Genomic DNA, 16,910 nt, shown 5'->3' with positions numbered 1-16,910 from the left:
CTTCATAACCTAGTCTACTGCCGCACCTGGCAAGCGCTCTGGCGAGCGGCGAAGCCTTCCCTTCTACCGAACCAATAGCTGTCTACCCCGCCCAGTGTCCCGGTTCCGCCAAGCCCTGGATTCATATCCACGAGAAGCGTGTTCACGTCTTCCCCTGCTGCTGTAATGGATGCACAGGCACCGCTCGAGCCGCCTCCAATGATGAGCACATCTACCTTCTTGAGCGTAGGAATTGGAGCGTCTATCTTTTTCCATGTATTTGGTGTAATTACTTGTTTAGTAGAAGGCCTTCCAATTAATTCAATTGCCAGCTGCATACCCGCTTCAACCGCTAGAATCGGATCTAGACATACCGGAAGCTGTTTACACAAGCTATAAATGCCAGGCATCTCATTCGTTGTCTGCTGCATATCAATCGCCTGTGGGTCAGGATTGCCTTGCTGCGTCTCCGCACCGCTAAGCGGTATTGGACCGTGAAGCTCGAAGGACGATCCGCATAGTACCGCTTTCCTGAATGCTGGAACATGCTTTACCAAATAGGCCGTTAACGCCATGCCGCGCATGCGCGCCTCCAGTTCGCGTTCACCCACTGTTTCAATCTCGTTGGCACTCGCTAATTGCAACCAGTACTCAACATAGCGATGCTGCTTCCCACGATAACCCTCCATCAGTCGGACTTGACCGCCCAATAGTCCCAAATGCTCAGGAACCGCATACGTAAGCTCTTCAGCAGCTTCATCTGGCCACTCAACTCCAGTAAATTCCAATATTCTTGCAAACGCTGCCTTTTCATCGGATGCAAAATCAACCACCGTTTCACCGCAAAGACGTGAGACTATCGCGGTTTCCGTTGTATCAATCAGCTTGCTGCAGCGGATGAATTGACTGCCTGTTTTATTAGCAATCACAATGCCTTCCAGACCTATTTCCTGATCGTAACCTACAATGGCAACTGGAAGTGAAGCATAAATGAGCTCAATACCATGCGATAGTAGTTTATCTTCCAGTGCCCGCTTAAGGCGATCTGGATGCAGCGGAATATGAACCATGTCAGCAGCACCTGCTTGTGTAGCAGACTGCTCCATGACAAACTGAATCAGCTCAGGCCAATTCCGATCAACATGCGAAGAAAGGTCAAGCCACGGACGAAGAGAGGCGGTTAATTCCCGCCCCAAATAAGTCCGTGGCTCAATGATCATGACCTGTTGTCCGGCCTTGGCCAATTCGACCGCGCATGCAATACCAGCAAAAGAACCCCCGATGATAACAACATCTTTGTTAGCTAATACGGGAATTTCCGCTTCCCATTGGGTCGCCTTGTCCATGTCATCTCTCCTCCACATGCACGTGTTATTTCGATACGGAAAGAACAATATTCAGCTTTTCATCCAACATCGGAACGTCTACTTCATACAAATGCTCGCTGATAAGTAAGACTGGAAGCACCTTGCCATTCAACTGCGCGGAAACACGACTGTTCTCCGACACGAACCGGAACGTACCGCCTTCTTTGAGCTGAAGCAATTGTATAGATCCTTCCGATTTCACTTCGCTAACCGCATCTGTTGCTACATACTTGTTTGTCAAACCAATTGGTGTCACAGCACCCTCTGAAGGAATAATCAGGTAAAGTGCACATTGACCTGGCTGCAGCTCATAAGCATGCTGTTCGCCCTGACGCATGATCTTCATCTCACCAGAGAAATGTTCATAGAGTACAAACTCATCGCCTTCCAATCCTGGAACGTCGGACGGACCTACTGTGCCATTGACTGAGTCCGTATATTTACCAATATGGAACGCGGCAACGACACCGGATGACTTGGCGATATTCCATAGCTTGAGCGGTACGGTTTCCTTCGTAGGATCAAGGAACAAGCAATCAGCCGTAGGGTTCGGCGTTTGCTCACAGCGAATGATTTTTCCGTTGTTATAAATTAATGGCCATATTTTTGAAGCATCGGTGTTGCCGGGGGCATCACTGAAATAAATCGGACCACCGCTGACCGAGCGGAGTACGGCATTTTGGATATCATCATGATTCTTAGTCCAGTACATATCCCAGTCGCCATAATAAAAAGCACCGTGATAGTAGGAATTATAAGCATTTTGCAAGGCATGCTCGGCGAACCCAAATTGATCTTGGGGAACGAAATCATCGCTGTTGCGAGACACAGATGACTTAGGACGGTGCCACATATTTTCCGCTGCCATCCCCATGCAGTTAATGATCGTATTGTTAAAATGTAATGCCGCTGATGCTTCCAGCGCCTCATGAGCAGCAGCTGCAGCCTCACCAATCGACCACTCATGCTTGGTGAAGTTTAAGACGGCGCTTTGGCTGTCTACTTTCACAAAATCGATACCTTGACGCTCCAAGAAGGAATGCCAAGCATGCCAGAAACCAAAGCCAAGGCCCGCATCCGGATATGGAATTAAGCTCCCTTTGGCATTGCTGTATAGATAATCGCTGAATTGCTTCGCGAGTGGGCTATCCGGATGAATGCCGCCCCAATAACCGGCAATGGTATGCCAGACTCCGACCCAACGAATGCCATACTTTTCTTTGAGCTCACGGACCGTACCCGCAAGACCTTGGGGAAATTTCTCTACATCCGCCTCAAACGAGGACAACTTTTTATCTAACGTCTGTGACCATCCATCATCAATCATCACCCATTGCACCGGCAATCTAGCAGCCTGCATTTCTTCGGCTTTTACCAACAGACCTTCTTCATTAACCTGATGATAGAACGCATCCCAGCTGCACCAGCCAAGAGAGTCCAGAATTTCAGGATAGGGTTTACGTGCGCGAGGCAGCGTGGGGTAATCAAGAGTATGCAGCGCAGCTTCCACATGTCGCTCTACAAGCTGGTAAGGATCAGTCCCCGTGCCTAATACAAACGATAACGACTCACAGCGCGTTCTTCCTCCTTGATGCGAAGAAACGCGAATTTGCAAGCCTTCCTCTATACCGCACACATCCGTTCGGAACACAGGACCACATACAGGAAGCAAATGGTAGAATGATGATTCCTTACGCCACAGCAAAGATTGTGTCCGTTCAGGTAATGTCGACCAGTTTGGGTCAAAATGTGGTCGTGTCCACCAATCTTTATGCTGATAATTGGCCATTAAACCATCAATATTCGTCATGCCTTGTGCATGAATGATGATGCCATTCTGAGCGGCAAAGCAGAGTTGTTTGCCAAAATCGTTGGCATTTTTCATTTCTCCCTGCACCGATGTCAGTACAAAGGATTCATAACAGCGGAACTGTAAATGAACAACAGCCGTGTCTGCTTCATTCGTATAGGTTACTTTCGTTTCTGTGTAATCACCGAGATCATCAGTTCCCGCAGTCTTTTCGCTTGCTCCGCGCAGAAGTGGCAATGCCGGACCCGAATCTGGCGTCACGGTAACACCAATACGGCCCAGAACATCCTGCAAGCCGCTTGAACTTAGATTTTGCAGTTCGATTTCATTAAGTTGAAACATAGGGGCCTCCTTATAAGCGTTGTTGTTCAAATTCATGAAGCGCTACGGATAAGCTGGCGGCATCTCCGACATTATCCTTTAAACCTGAAGGAACAATTCTGCAAACACCTAGTGAAATCGGCAGCGCCTCGCGTTCCAGCTCCTCCATAACAAAAGGGGCAAGCATGGATTCCTGCCGTTCATAAATACTGCCGATGACGATGGTATCCGGATTGAGGATGTCAATTAGGATCGCAAGTCCTCTGCCTAGCTGCCAACTTACCTTACGGATGACCAGCATCGCCAGCTCATCGCCAGCGTGCGCGGCTTCAAATACATCTTTCGTTGTGAGCTCTTGGAGCTGATCCTTAGCTTGTGGAAGAATCGTCGATTTTCCTGCTGTGAACCAGTCTTCCGCCATCTTTTGAGCCAGTCGGGCAATACCGCCGCCGCTGCAAAACCCTTCGAACGAACCTTGTTTACCATAGCCTAGAGGTCCATCCTCAGCTAAACGGATATGCCCAACCTCGCCGGCCATATCGTTCGCACCTGCATATAATCGGCCATTTAGAATTAGACCCGCACCCATTCCGGTACCAAAGGTCAAGAAGATCATATTCTGGGAACCTCGTCCTGCTCCCCATTTCCACTCGGCCAACGCACAGGCGTTAGCGTCATTTTGCAATCCGACAGCTACATGGAAACGTTCTCGAAAAGGGGCAAGCACATCAATACGGTCCCAGCCAGGTAAATTGGGCGGCGACAGCACGAGGCCATCCTTACTGCTTAAAGGACCGCCACAGCTAATGCCGATAGCTTGCAGCTTACCTTCAGGATGGCGCTTCAGCAGCTGCTCTAGCGCGTCACCAAGCTGCATAAGAGCTTCTTTCGGCGTTGCTGGCGTCGGAAAGCTTATTTTATTTAAGACGTTAACGGACTCTCCAGCCGTGATACCAAGTACCGCAGCACACTTCGTACCTCCGATATCAATGCCACCTAACAGAAGACTCATACGAAGAATGCCTCCTCCAGCATCATGCATAGCACATGGTAGATTGGAAGATGGCGTTCCTGAATATCCGGTGTTGAACGATAAGGCACACGAATCGTTACATCGCAAAGTTCTTTTAAGCGGCCTCCGCCTTCCCCAGTCAAACCAATGGTATAGACACCTAGTGCTTTGGCAACTTGCACTGCGTGTACAATATTAGCCGAGTTACCTGATGTACTAAATACAACGAGTGTATCCTCCGGCTTGCCGTAGCCGTATACCTGCTGCGCGAATACCATATCTGCCGCCACATCGTTATTGAAAGCAGTAGCAAACGCTGTATGGCTGACAAGCGAAATAGCCGGCAGCGCACCTTGCAAATGATCAGCCAGATATGTCCCCTGATCTTCGCCATGAAGCATCATTTTGTCTCTTTGCTCTTTGGGTAGCTTGCGAGGTGACATAAATCCTTTCATCAACTCGCCCACAACGTGTTCACAATCAGCTGCACTTCCTCCGTTACCGGCAAGCAGCATTTTGCCTCCCTTTTCAAACGACACCTTCATAGCTTCAAATGCCTCTTGGATCGATGAACGACACGGTTCCAAGTCTGGATATTTCACGAAAAGCTGTTCCAACGTTTGACTCATACGTCAATCTCCTCCTAACACAAGTTATGTTTGTTTCAAGTGTTCAATAGCTTCTATGAAAAAGGGTTCGCTGCCAAAGCTGCCTGATTTCAACACCAAAAAGAGCTGCGGCGCTTGCAGTGTTAAACAGGACGGCAGACCCGGCTCAATTTCTTGCCAGATGCTCAGTCCGCCAATGCCCAACTTATCGCAGACAGCAGCGGACGTTTCCCCTCCAGCGATGAGCAGACGTTGCTGTCCTGTCTCATGGACGACCGATTGTATGACGTCGGACAGCGCATTCGAAACGATAACGGACACCTCCGTGTTGCCGTAGCCGAGTTCAACGCCTTTTACTTTCGTCGCCGCCACCTTGAGCGGACTATTCGAGGCGTGAATGAGTACGTCCTGACCGTCCTTTAGAAGTCTCGACGCCTGTTCGACCAATTGCTTGCAGAGCGCTTGCTTCTCAATTGGGTCAAACAAGAGCAAGGAATCGAGCTCCAACGCTGTCAGGCCCTGCTTTTTGGCATAGGCAATTTGGGCAGCCGTTTGCGGCATTAAGCTGCCTGCGGCGCACAAAACAGCCGAGCGTCCAAGCGCTGGCAGCTTATTCGCAACACCCTTTTGGAGGGCATTCGGCTTTTCTAACAACGCCAATTCCTCGGCCAATGCTGAGCTTCCGCAAATAATCGGCTCAGCATGAACCGCTTGCGCAATGGTCTTCAGTGACTGCTGATCACACACATCGAGGATGACATAGGTGTGGCCTGATTGCTTCATCAATGCAATTTGCTCCTCTAACACAGAAACCCCTTGTTCTACAATGTGAATGGGAATAAGTCCTACACGGCGGTCCGTTTGTGATTGTAAAATATCAACCAAATTGGAGCTGCGCATCGGATGCACAGGATCATTTCTAAACTCGGATTCTTCCAGTTTTTTACCATGTACATAATGAATACCATTCAATGTAGTACGTCCATTTTTTGGAAAACCAAGCACGATTATGCCAAAAGATGCCTCAAGTGCATCAAGCATGGCATCAAATTCTATCCCGATATTGCCTCGGAAAACGGAGCACGTTTTATTGATAAATCGTGCGCACCCAGCTTCCTGCAGCCGCTTCGTCATCTGGTACACCTTCGTGTAAGCATCATCCGGCGTATCTAATCGGGAGTGCGTATCGAGAACAAGCACTTCCGGATCGGCGCCACTGCTCTGTTCTCTCCCAGTCCACGCCTCCATCGGGTAGACATGTGTGCTGATGTTTGCCTTAGCGTACATGATGCCGATGTCATTAGCCCCTGTAATATCGTCTGCGATAATACCAATCAATCGGAGAACCTCCTTCTTGGCCTATAGCCCGACTCGTTCAAGAAGCTTTGAACCACGTATTCTGGCAGCTTGCGCAGGGAAATCCCCGAACTCTTCGCCATCACATACATCTTGCAAGCCATTTCAAGTGTGTGCATGGCCATGCGTGCTTCCTTCACATTCTTGTCATAAACAAGCACACCGTGATTTTCGAGGAAAAGCACATTCGCTTTGCTGGCCTTCTCCCGCACTGCATCACCAAGCTCACGTGAACCTGGATGAAAATAAGGAACGCGTTCTATGCGTTCCAGATAATACATCGTTTCAACAAACCATTCGGATGGCAAATGTTCTGCCGAGCAGGCAAGCATCGTGCTGTAAAAGGGTGAAGCATGAAGCACAGCCCCTACATCAGGACGAGTTTCGTAAATGGCTTGGTGCATGGGCACTTCTTTGGAAGGCTTCTTCCCAGTCGCAGAGGACGAGGTGCTGCCCAATAAAGAGCACTCAACGAAGTCGTCTTCGCCCAGTTCCCCAAGGTCTGTACCGCTTGCTGTAATTAAATAGTGGTCAGCTTTGGTTCGCGCACTGATATTGCCTGCGTTTCCCCAAGCCAAGCCGTTATTCAGCATGTAACGCCCAGCTTCCTGCAGCTGCTGCCAAACCAATGTCTCCATCTACTCCACATCCCATTCCAGCATATTGGTTTCTTTGATCGGCAATTCCGGATTCTTTGGCACGCGGAAGGTCTTGATCTCGCATGGGTTAAAATCCGCCTTAATGACACGCTTCCATCTAGGCAGCTCAATCTCGGCTGACGTAGCAGATTTATTCGTCTCATAGACGCGAATAATGAGGTCCTCATTGTCTTCGGCTTTCTTGATCGCACTAACAACGATATTGTCGCGGTTTACTTTCACATAGGAATCAGTTTGAGCGAGCTCACCCTCATGGAACGATTCAATAACCGCAATCGGCTTGCAGTTCAGCTCAGCTGCACGCTTCACCGTACCTGCCTGCTCCCAAGTACCTTCATGAGGCAGTAAGGAGTAAGAGAAACGCTGAATGCCCTGATCGATAAAGGAATACTCGCCGTTCGGATCTGGCTCATAAGGCACATGGTGCGCATAAATAGGACTTCTCAATACAGTCAACGCCATATCTTGGTTATGAATGCTGTAGCTGTATTTGGCATCATTCATTAGGCTGAGGCCGTACATGATGTTGCTTTTACGAGTTACACCTGAGTAATCAATCCAGGTTAATCCTGGTTCTTCTTCGCCGTTATGTTCACGTTCAATCGTACCGTAAGGAATTTCGTAGGTTTGCTTGCTAAAGATGACATTCACCGGGAAAACCAGCTTCAACATTTTGAAGGATTCGCGCCAATCCACCATCACCTGTACATCGATTTGATCGCGGTCCGGATACATGGCGAAATCTTGAACTAGCTTTGAGCTGCCATACTCACTGACAACACGGATAACCGATTTAACGGGACCATGCTCGACACGGAACACCTTTTTCGCCTTGAATGTGCCCGCCTTTTGGTTAAAATGCAGCACATCATGGCTCCAAGTATCCGATTTATCATCCAAGACGATGGGCTTGGCTCCATCTCCTTTAAACACTTCATGATCGACCACTTTATCATGCAGGCTCTTGATGTAGCCTGTTTCTTTATCGAACTCCAAGCGAAAACGCTTATTCTCCATAACTAAGTCGCTTGCTTGAATGGGCTCACCAACCGGTTTATGCGAGGCTGACTCCGCCACCAATTTGTACACCCGATATCCCATAGAAGGCAGCTCAGCCATAAAGCTAAGACGGAAACGGCCATTGGCAGAAGCTTGTGATTGCACCGTCTGGAATGGTACTGGATTCCCCTTGTCATCAAGCAAAACAGTAGTGGGTTTGATGCCTCCTACTTCCAGCTCAACGTTTACACGGCTTTCCCATACATGAGGATTAAAAACAACAATCGGCTTCATGGTTACATCCTGCTCAATGTTGATGCTCCAAGATAAAGATTGAACCGCATAATTAAGGGAACGATCCGCGATAGCCATGGCTTCCCCATACAAATACATCGCGTCTTCATAAGCAGACTCCAAGCTGGTTCCTGCTAATATGTCATGGAACTGATTAAAGAGCACATTTTTCCAAGCTTGCTTGAACTCCGCAGGATAAGGTTGACCCGTGATCCATGAAGCAAGCGCCGAGTACTTCTCTGCGGCCATCAATCGATTCTCTGCTTTGCGATTCCAATGCTTGATGCCTGAATGCGCTGCGTAGCATCCGCTAGCATGGTGCTGCAAATCATCATGAACGACCGGCAGCTTTAAGTTCTTGCTTTCCATCTCTTTGAAATATGCATCCGGCGTTGCAAACTCCAGCTTAGGCAGCGATGGATCCTCGTTCATACGGCGAATGCTCTCGATATTTTCTTTCGTTGGACCGCCCCCATGATTACCAACGCCATAGAACAGCATCAATTCATTGAGCGGCTCTTTGAATTCACCCAGGCAGCGGCGAACATGGTTTTCCAAGTCCTTGCCCCAAGACAAATATTCATACATGATACGGAATGTCATCACTTGTGAGCCATCATCCGATTCCCACATGAACAGACGGCTTGGCAGCCCTTTTTCATTCGGCATCGGACGCATCATCACGTAATAATCCATCCCGCTCTTCTTCAGAATTTGCGGCAGCATACCGTTATGCCCAAAGCTGTCTACGTTATAACCGACTTTAGCTGTTACCCCGAACTTCTCTTTGAAGTAATGTTGACCGTACAGCCCTTGACGGACGAAGGATTCTCCATTCGGAATGTTGCAGTCAGGTTGAATCCACCAACCGCCGACAATATTCCAGCGTCCTTCCTGCACACGCTTTTTAATTTCCGCGAACATCTTAGGCTCGTTATTTTCAATCCATTCGTACATCGCAGCAGAACTGGAAGTGAAAATAAAATCTTCGGACTCTGTCATTCGGTCTAGAGCAGAACGGAATGTAGCCTTCGCCTCTTGGAATCCTTCCTGCCATTGCCATAACCAAACCGGATCCAGATGTGCGTTACCAATCATATAGAGTTTGTTATCTTTCATTGAGAATATCCCCCGATCTATTTGTTAAAAACGTCCGCTTTACCAGCGCTGTTCAAAAAATGCTTCATTTTTTCCATCACTGTTTGAGTGACGGCATCACGACCAACTTGCAGCATATCTGGCGCTAAGTTCCTACATTCTTCATTGGTCATCCGTTCTTCACGTCCAAGTGCTTTGAGCAGCGAAAGCTCCAAATCTGTTGCGATATTCACTTTGCTAACACCGCCGCCTGGCAATTGGTAGGCTCTGCGCATCATTTCAGGAGGTACGCCCGAACCGCCATGCAGGACAAGATGAACCGGAGTCAATCTGCGAATTTCCATCAGGCGGTCATAGTCGATTTTCGGCTGCTTCACGACATACACGCCATGCGCGGTACCGCAAGACACAGCCAGCGCATCAACACCAGTCATCGCTACAAACTCAGCCGCTTCCTGTGGATTCGTATATAACTCTTCATCTTTATCCGTTTCTACGAAGTCTGTTGTGCCAATCATGCCCAGCTCGGCTTCTACGGAAACGCCTTTCGTATGGGCATATTCCACAACTTCCTTGCTAATCTGCGCATTTTCAGCAAACGGTTTCTCGGATGCATCAATCATGACCGACGTAAAGCCTGCTGCAATTGCTTCTTTAATGGTTTCTAATTCCTTTGTGTGATCCAAATGCAGTACGACAGGAACTGTGATTTGCTGCTCTTTTACTTGACGGTAAAATTCTTCTCCAAATTCAGCTGCTGTAATCCCATAACGAATCAATTCTTTATGTGAAATTTGAACAATTAACGGTGAGTTTGCAATTTGTCCCGCCTTCAGAACGGCAGCAATCATTGGGGTATAACGCGGCGAGAAAGAGCCAATCGCAAAATGGTTCGCTTCAGAAATTTCAAGAGCTTGTTTTAATGTGATTACCGGTGAAGTTGGTGTTGTGTTTGTCATTGTTGTATAACTCCTTTTAATAAAGCTTCTAATAATGAGCTAAAGCTATTGTTGATCCATGACTTGTTTAACCCGCAGCATACCTAAACGCGGGCTGCTGAGAAAACGCGCTTGTTCCTCTGGAGCAAATTGCGAAACCACGCGGGCCATAGAAGCCTGCGCAAGCACAACGACATCCGTATGGGCTGCGAGATTACGGAGTACAGATGCCAGTTCTTCATCATGTCCCTCTTTATCTCCAGCGAGGAGCTTCTGATAAGCAGATTTTGCGACGACTGTATCAATTTGTACCGCTTTGCCAGCTTGCTCCGCTTTGCTGACGAGCATTCGTTTGGTCGGCTGCAATGTCGTTTCGAGCGTTGCCGCAACACCAATCTTGAGTGCTGAATTCACCGCCAACGCAGCCATCGGGTCGTCGATACGAATGATGGGAATACAGAGCTCAGGCTGTACACGGGCAACCAGCTCACCAATGGACGAGCAAGCGCTCAAAATGCAAGAAGCACCTGCTTTCTCGGCAATTTGAGCGTACTGAAGGAACCGCTCTTCAATCTCATTGATTTGCCCGCCATTCGCTGCGAGCTGCGGCAAAATGGAATCATCCACCCAGTTCATCACTTCAACCCCAGGCAGAATCTCTACGGCTAATGCTTTTAAACTTTCCACCGTTACAGGTGTTGTATGGATAATGGCTAGTTTTTTTGTCATCGAACTCGCTCCTTTGCCTGTTTGCAGCACATTTTTTGGAATTTTGGGCACGTTCCCAAAAGTTCCATAGGCTGCTTAGCAGCCTATTTTACCTTAGTGCACTTCAATTATCGCTCGTATAAATCTAATTCATTTTCATAAGGTAAGGAGGCCTGAGCCGCGTATAAAATGAGTCCAATGCACCATGAATGGGATAACGTCAGCATCATGCCCTTCGGCTGGAAGCAATTCGTATTGTAGAAACGTTCTGTTACCATACCTTTGTAAGCATTGAAGTCGCCGTCTTCGCGCGCGATAAACTGCAGGAAGCAAGAAATATGATCTCGCGTACGATCTAGATAATATCGGTCTCCTGTATAAGTCCATAACCGAAGCATTTCCGGTACTGCAAAAAGTCCATAATTGTGTAAATGTTGATTGGAGGTTGAGGCCTGATCCGCTCCGCGTGAACAGTAATCATACTGTGCCAGAAGAGAATGTTTAGGAAATTGCAAGTTGTACGTCCAACGGAAAGTCATCATCCAATCCGCTGCACTAGAAGCAAGCTTCAACCAGAGCGGCTGACGATTGAACTCATACAACAGAACGTAGGACACGACAGCGTTGTAAGCATCTTCCGAAGTCGGTGTTAAGTGGACGTCCTCGGGAGCGCCATATATATATTCGTCACGAATGAATCGTTCGTAATAGTTTCCTCCCCGAACTGCAGCAGCTGCGAAACCTTCGTCTTCAAAGTAAGCGGCTCCCTCCAGAAGAGCTGCAATCCACAGCATACCGCCTGCGCCATCCCACTCCTGTACTTCGCCAGTCTCACAATCATAGTAGGAGCCGAAGTTCCCATCGGAACGCTGATGTTCCGCCGCGAAACGAAGATTGGAAAGAACAGCATGCTCCCATTCAGGATGCATGAAACCTGCTTCTCTCTCAAAAGCAAGCGCCCGAACAAGGAACATCGTTGCTTCAGATACCGTTCGGGCCTGCAGCCACGTCTTTTTCGGATTCCAGCCCGCCGTCCAGCCTCTCCCGAGCTCCCATGAGGCCCAGAACGTTCCGCACGGCGCAAGCCCTGTAGCGATTTTATCTAAGACTCGGATGCCTGCTTCCATATAGGATGAAGCCTCTTTTTTCCTGCCATAAGTCAGCAAAGCATAGGCATAAGGTACACCGCTTACCCAACTGACATGCATGTGCGGACGATCGCCCATACCTTTGACATTGTTGTTAAACTCTCGGTCGAAAGCAGCTGTTTCTCTAAGAATGTCGTTCTCTTTATCATAGTGCCATTCGTACAGGCCATGAGCCGTTAGTTCTGCTGCTTGCTCCAAGCCCATCCATGGATTCAGCCCATTTACTTGACGATGTATGGCGTACATTTGGCGAACGAATGGATTGTAGCTATGCGCGTCAGAAGTACCTGCGTAAACATAGAAGTGAAACTCTACTTTCTCACCCGGTTGGAACGTATGCATATGCAGATCCGCTGGTGCTGGCACGGCGTTTCCAATGAATGTAACGGGCTCCTCCTTGTAGGGAAAGTTAAGCCAAATTTCCGTCCCTGCTGCATTGCCTCGAAAGCCTAGACCACTAAGTCCAAGCGGGGACATTTCATCCGTACAAAGAGCTCCGCACATCCCGTCATTCCATGCGAACACAGCGGGAAGAGCTGCACGATCAGCACGAAATGACCAATAATCGGATACCATTTGCTGAGGGTCGCCACCTTTAAAGTCATAGCGAGGGTAAGGGCGCAGATTTTTTTCGAATCGATTCTCTTTGTAAAAAGCGCCGGGAATCATCCAATCCGGTTTGCCCGTTCCTTCAAGGCTGCAGCCAAACTGCAAATTGTAAGCAGAAGCTTGCTTGCCCTTGTACGCCACATCCATAAATACTTCGAAATAATCGCAAATATCGCTCATCTGTTTCCAGTTTGACCGTACTTCAAAGCTTTCCGATTGCCCAGAAGCCTGCAGCCCTTCAGATGTTGACGTTATCTCATCGACGGGTACGATTTCCTGTTCCCCGTTCCTGCTACTTGCTGATAACAAATTGGAAAATCGAAGACTTGCTTGCTGCTTGGATTCAGCCGTAGTAATCTCAAATGCCTTCCCTGCATTTTCTAAGCTGTTATCCGATAACTTCCACTGCATCGCTATTCCTCCAAACCCTTCAGCTTATATAATTCGATTAAATTCGTTCGGAAAATCCGATCAGCAAAGGTCATGGCTTCTGATTCGTCAAGTGCGCCTTCGGCCACCTTTTCCGTCAATACATCTGCCACCACTTTGCGGGCCAGCTTCTGGTGGGCATATGTCCCTTCGATAAAGTTATAATCGCCGCCAAAGCCTTGAATTTTCGTCATTGGCACCATTTCAATCACCTGATGCATAATTTGTTTAGCCGCCGTCGGCGAAATGATGTACACCCATGTAAAATCTGCGTAGACGTTCGGGAAATTTTTTACAAGGCTTAGATAGGGCAAATAATAAGGGTATCCGCTGTGGAGCAGAACAAACCTTGCTTCCGTGTATTCCAGCAGCAGTGGAATCAACAATTCCACGTTCGAATTCGTTAATGTGTTACCGTTGGAAGAAACACTTACTTCATGATGACCTGTATGAATTTGAATCGGTAGATCATAGGCAATCGAACGCTGGATGATAAAATGGATTAAATAGTCCTGCAGCGCTTGTGTTTCGGCTTGTGAGAGCGATTCCTCCAGTGTAAAGCCGAGCAGACGATTGAAAGCCAGCTCTGCTTCATGGAAGGTGGGTTTACCGCAGGATAGAGAGCGCCAGTAGGCATGCCCTAACTTTGTTGCGACCATGCCTTCCTGAACATATTTATGCAATAAGGTATCTACTGCCTCCAAATATTGGCGCAGCTGATAGACCGTAACGCCAGACATTCTCTCGACAGTAGTTATATCCTTCAATGTTCGTAGTTTGAAAGTAAAATCCATAAACATGATGGGACGAAAACGCTCGTACGCCAATTTCGTTGTTTGGATTAGTGTAAAGGCAAGATCAATCCCGGACTTTTGGACCATCACATGCTCATACCAATTAGGATTGTGCGTTGCTTGGGACACTTTTTCATTCGCCTCTAGTAGGCCATTCACGTTCCACTCGTTGAGCTCATATAAATCTTCCATTGCTGTACGAAACATCCGGGCATACGTTGTATTTTTCGTTTGATGCCAATAGTCTATAAACAAGGAAGCCTTTTGTTCCACATCTAGTGAACTTTGCCTTCCTAACGCACCCATTTTCATGCCAGCGCTATAAAAGTCAGAGTCCAAGTAATGCAGCAGGGAAAACAAATCATGATTTTCTTTTTTTCGAATTTGCGGTGTTGCGAGGTGTTCATGACCGTCAATGATGCGGATTCGGTTAACATAATCATGAAGGATGCTCATTAGCTGGTCTCTCTCCTTCTAAATATGCGGCTGTTTCTTTACGAAACAGCCGCTTTTCTTTTTTTCAATTATTGAAGCTCAGGGAACGCTGCTTTCACTTCTTTTTGGAAGGCTGCTACAACATTCGCATAGCTTTTATTGTCTGTAATTCCTTGACCTGCTGTTTTTCTCCACAAGCTAAGAATCGAATCGCTGTATTTGTCGGACTTAATGACTGGCATCGACTTCATCATAGCGTAGTAAGGCTGCAGCACTTTTTGATCGCCAGTTAACGGAGCCGTGTACTTATCTAGATTTGCATCGTAAACGCTTTGAAGCGCTGGCATGTTCCCTCTTGCCAATAGATCTGCGTTCTGCCATTCAGCGCTTGCCGAGAATTTGATAAATTCAGCAGCGATGTCTTTATTGGCCGTTTTATTATAAATCGCACGGAATGTTCCGCCGTTGTAGAAGCCTTCTGGTGTTTTGGCAACGCCAAACTTACCAACCGCTTTGTTGTCTTTGTTACCGATCATGAATGTTGCCCAAGCTGGCATTGCTACTAACACAACACTTCCGTCATTGAGCGCATTACCCCAGCCCGCTGACATGAATGGCAATTTTCCATCTACGTTATTTGTACGAATCTCTTTTTGGCTGTTATATACTTTTTCCCATCTTGGATCGATATTTAATTTGCCATTCAAATAGAAAGGCTGTGTATTGTAGCTGGCAATGTCAAACAAGTCCCCTGCATTCGCGATTAAATGAACCTTGCCATCGCTTTGCTTTGCAACTTTTTTACCAAGCTCAACGATTTTATCGTAGCTGTTGACCATTTCGCTGATTTGAGTCGAATCATCCGTACCCAGGTACTTTTTCGCATTTTCTTTCAAATACCAGAAGCCGCCAGGAGAGGATTGGTCGGAAATCGCTTTGATTTTGCCATCCGACGATTTGCCAAGCTCAGAAACATAGGGAATGTAGTTTTTCACTAAATCAGCTGCGCCAATTGGTGCTAGATCCATCAAGAATGGAGATTCAATGAATTTACCAACATAACTTCTTTCAAGGTCAAGTACGTCGGGCACATCTTTACCAGATTGCAGTGCTGACAAAAGTTTGATTTGGTATTGATCGCCAGGGAACACCTTAACGTCAACTTTGACATTCGGATATTTCTTCTCAAATGCTGTCGCAATGCCTTTTGTTCCATCAAAGAAAGTCCATAGGGAAAGAGTTCCAGACAGCTTAGCCGGATCTACCGGTGCGACTGATGCCGCAGGACTATTCGTTGCTGTACTATTGTTATTTGGTTTAGAACCACAAGCCGTTAGAACACCTGTCGCAAGTACCGTTGTCATTAAAATAGAAGCCCATTTTTGTGCTTTCAAGATATATCGCCCCTTAGAGTTAATTTACAAGTATAAGTGATGTTTTGCTGGTTAAAATGACGATAAAATATTGACACGCATCACTCCTCTCAATGTCTACGCGTCAGCCCTTCACGGCCCCAGCCGCAACCCCGTTAATAATTCGCTTGGACATAAAAGAGAAGAATACCAAGATCGGAACGACCGATATTACAATTCCTACATATTGAGCGCCAAAATCGGATGAAAACTGCGATTTGACACTCGCAATCATGACTGGCAAGGTTTGCATGTCGGCATCAAACAATATAATCATCGGAACTAAAAAGTCGTTCCATTTCCCAATGAAAGCAAAGATCGCTAGCGTGGCAAGTGCAGGACTCATTAACGGTAAAATGATGCGATGGAAAAGCTGCATTTCACCATACCCGTCGATTCTTCCGGATTCGATAATTTCGGTTGGTACCGATGTGTCCGCGAACTGTTTGACTAGAAAAATACCGAATGCGTTGTAGATTGACGTAAGCAAGAGCGGATAATAAGTGTTCAACATATGGAAAACATCCATTAATTTATAAAATCCGATAATCCCCAATTGTCCAGGAATCATCATCGTCCCTAGGGTAATCATGAATAATACGCCTTTATAACGAAAGTTGTATTTCGAGAATCCATACCCAGCTAACGCAGCAAAATATACATTAATGAGCGTCGCCGTTATCGTGATGAATAGCGTATTTCCTAAACCACGCCAGATGTTAACGGTTTCAATGAGCCTATGATAGTTCACTAAGAACTGGTCTCCAGGAACGATAAGCAGCTTCCGGGCAATGTCTGAATTCGTGTGCGTGGAAGTAATCATCATGCTGTAAAAAGGCAGTAAGCAAGTCAAAGCTATCGCAATTAACATCACATAGATGATGATTTTCAAAATAAACCAATCGAATTGAAACGCTTTCTTAATCAAGGGTCG

General features: G+C 47.1%; 13 protein-coding genes. All 13 read right to left on the bottom strand.

Going from position 1 to position 16,910, the window contains the following annotated elements:
- Positions 1-14: 14 nt before the first annotated feature.
- Positions 15-1,325 carry an FAD-dependent oxidoreductase gene (locus QFZ80_RS08825; RefSeq protein ID WP_307558460.1) on the bottom strand — a complete coding sequence of 437 codons (1,311 nt, stop codon included), beginning with the start codon at positions 1,323-1,325 and terminating at the stop codon, positions 15-17.
- Positions 1,326-1,350: 25 nt separating this feature from the next.
- Positions 1,351-3,498: a Sip1-related alpha-galactosidase gene (locus QFZ80_RS08820; protein ID WP_307558458.1), complete on the bottom strand. Its 2,148-nt coding sequence runs from the start codon at positions 3,496-3,498 to the stop codon at positions 1,351-1,353.
- Positions 3,499-3,508: 10 nt separating this feature from the next.
- Positions 3,509-4,489 (bottom strand): ROK family protein, encoded by a 981-nt coding sequence (locus QFZ80_RS08815; protein ID WP_307558456.1) that lies wholly within the window; start codon positions 4,487-4,489, stop codon positions 3,509-3,511.
- Entirely contained in the window at positions 4,486-5,118 is a 633-nt protein-coding gene (locus tag QFZ80_RS08810) for a D-sedoheptulose-7-phosphate isomerase (RefSeq protein ID WP_307547355.1), read from the bottom strand. Before QFZ80_RS08810 ends, QFZ80_RS08815 begins: the two co-directional genes overlap by 4 nt.
- 24 nt (positions 5,119-5,142) lie before the next feature.
- Entirely contained in the window at positions 5,143-6,435 is a 1,293-nt protein-coding gene (locus tag QFZ80_RS08805; protein ID WP_307558454.1) for a four-carbon acid sugar kinase family protein, read from the bottom strand.
- Complete coding sequence (locus QFZ80_RS08800; RefSeq protein WP_307547359.1) at positions 6,432-7,091, bottom strand: class II aldolase/adducin family protein; 660 nt, start codon at positions 7,089-7,091, stop codon at positions 6,432-6,434. The genes QFZ80_RS08805 and QFZ80_RS08800 overlap by 4 nt, the downstream gene beginning before the upstream one ends.
- Entirely contained in the window at positions 7,092-9,524 is a 2,433-nt protein-coding gene (locus tag QFZ80_RS08795) for an alpha-mannosidase (protein WP_307547362.1), read from the bottom strand. It abuts the gene before it with no gap.
- 17 nt (positions 9,525-9,541) lie between these two features.
- Entirely contained in the window at positions 9,542-10,462 is a 921-nt protein-coding gene (locus tag QFZ80_RS08790; protein WP_307558451.1) for a class II fructose-bisphosphate aldolase, read from the bottom strand.
- 45 nt (positions 10,463-10,507) lie between these two features.
- Positions 10,508-11,170, bottom strand: coding sequence for an aspartate/glutamate racemase family protein (locus QFZ80_RS08785; RefSeq protein WP_307547366.1), 663 nt, complete (start codon positions 11,168-11,170; stop codon positions 10,508-10,510).
- Positions 11,171-11,277: 107 nt separating this feature from the next.
- Positions 11,278-13,317, bottom strand: coding sequence for an AGE family epimerase/isomerase (locus QFZ80_RS08780; protein ID WP_307558449.1), 2,040 nt, complete (start codon positions 13,315-13,317; stop codon positions 11,278-11,280).
- A gap of 2 nt (positions 13,318-13,319) precedes the next feature.
- A complete protein-coding gene (locus QFZ80_RS08775; protein ID WP_307558447.1) occupies positions 13,320-14,585 on the bottom strand; it encodes an amidohydrolase family protein in 1,266 nt (421 codons plus the stop codon).
- 68 nt (positions 14,586-14,653) lie between these two features.
- Positions 14,654-15,958, bottom strand: coding sequence for an ABC transporter substrate-binding protein (locus QFZ80_RS08770; RefSeq protein WP_307558445.1), 1,305 nt, complete (start codon positions 15,956-15,958; stop codon positions 14,654-14,656).
- Between the two features lie 103 nt (positions 15,959-16,061).
- Entirely contained in the window at positions 16,062-16,904 is an 843-nt protein-coding gene (locus tag QFZ80_RS08765; RefSeq protein ID WP_307558443.1) for a carbohydrate ABC transporter permease, read from the bottom strand.
- Between the last annotated feature and the right edge of the window lie 6 nt (positions 16,905-16,910).

This window comes from Paenibacillus sp. V4I7 (assembly GCF_030817275.1).
Classification (GTDB): Bacteria; Bacillota; Bacilli; order Paenibacillales; family NBRC-103111; genus Paenibacillus_E.
Note: the sequence above shows the minus strand (reverse complement) of the source record. Positions and strands in the feature narration are given on the sequence as shown.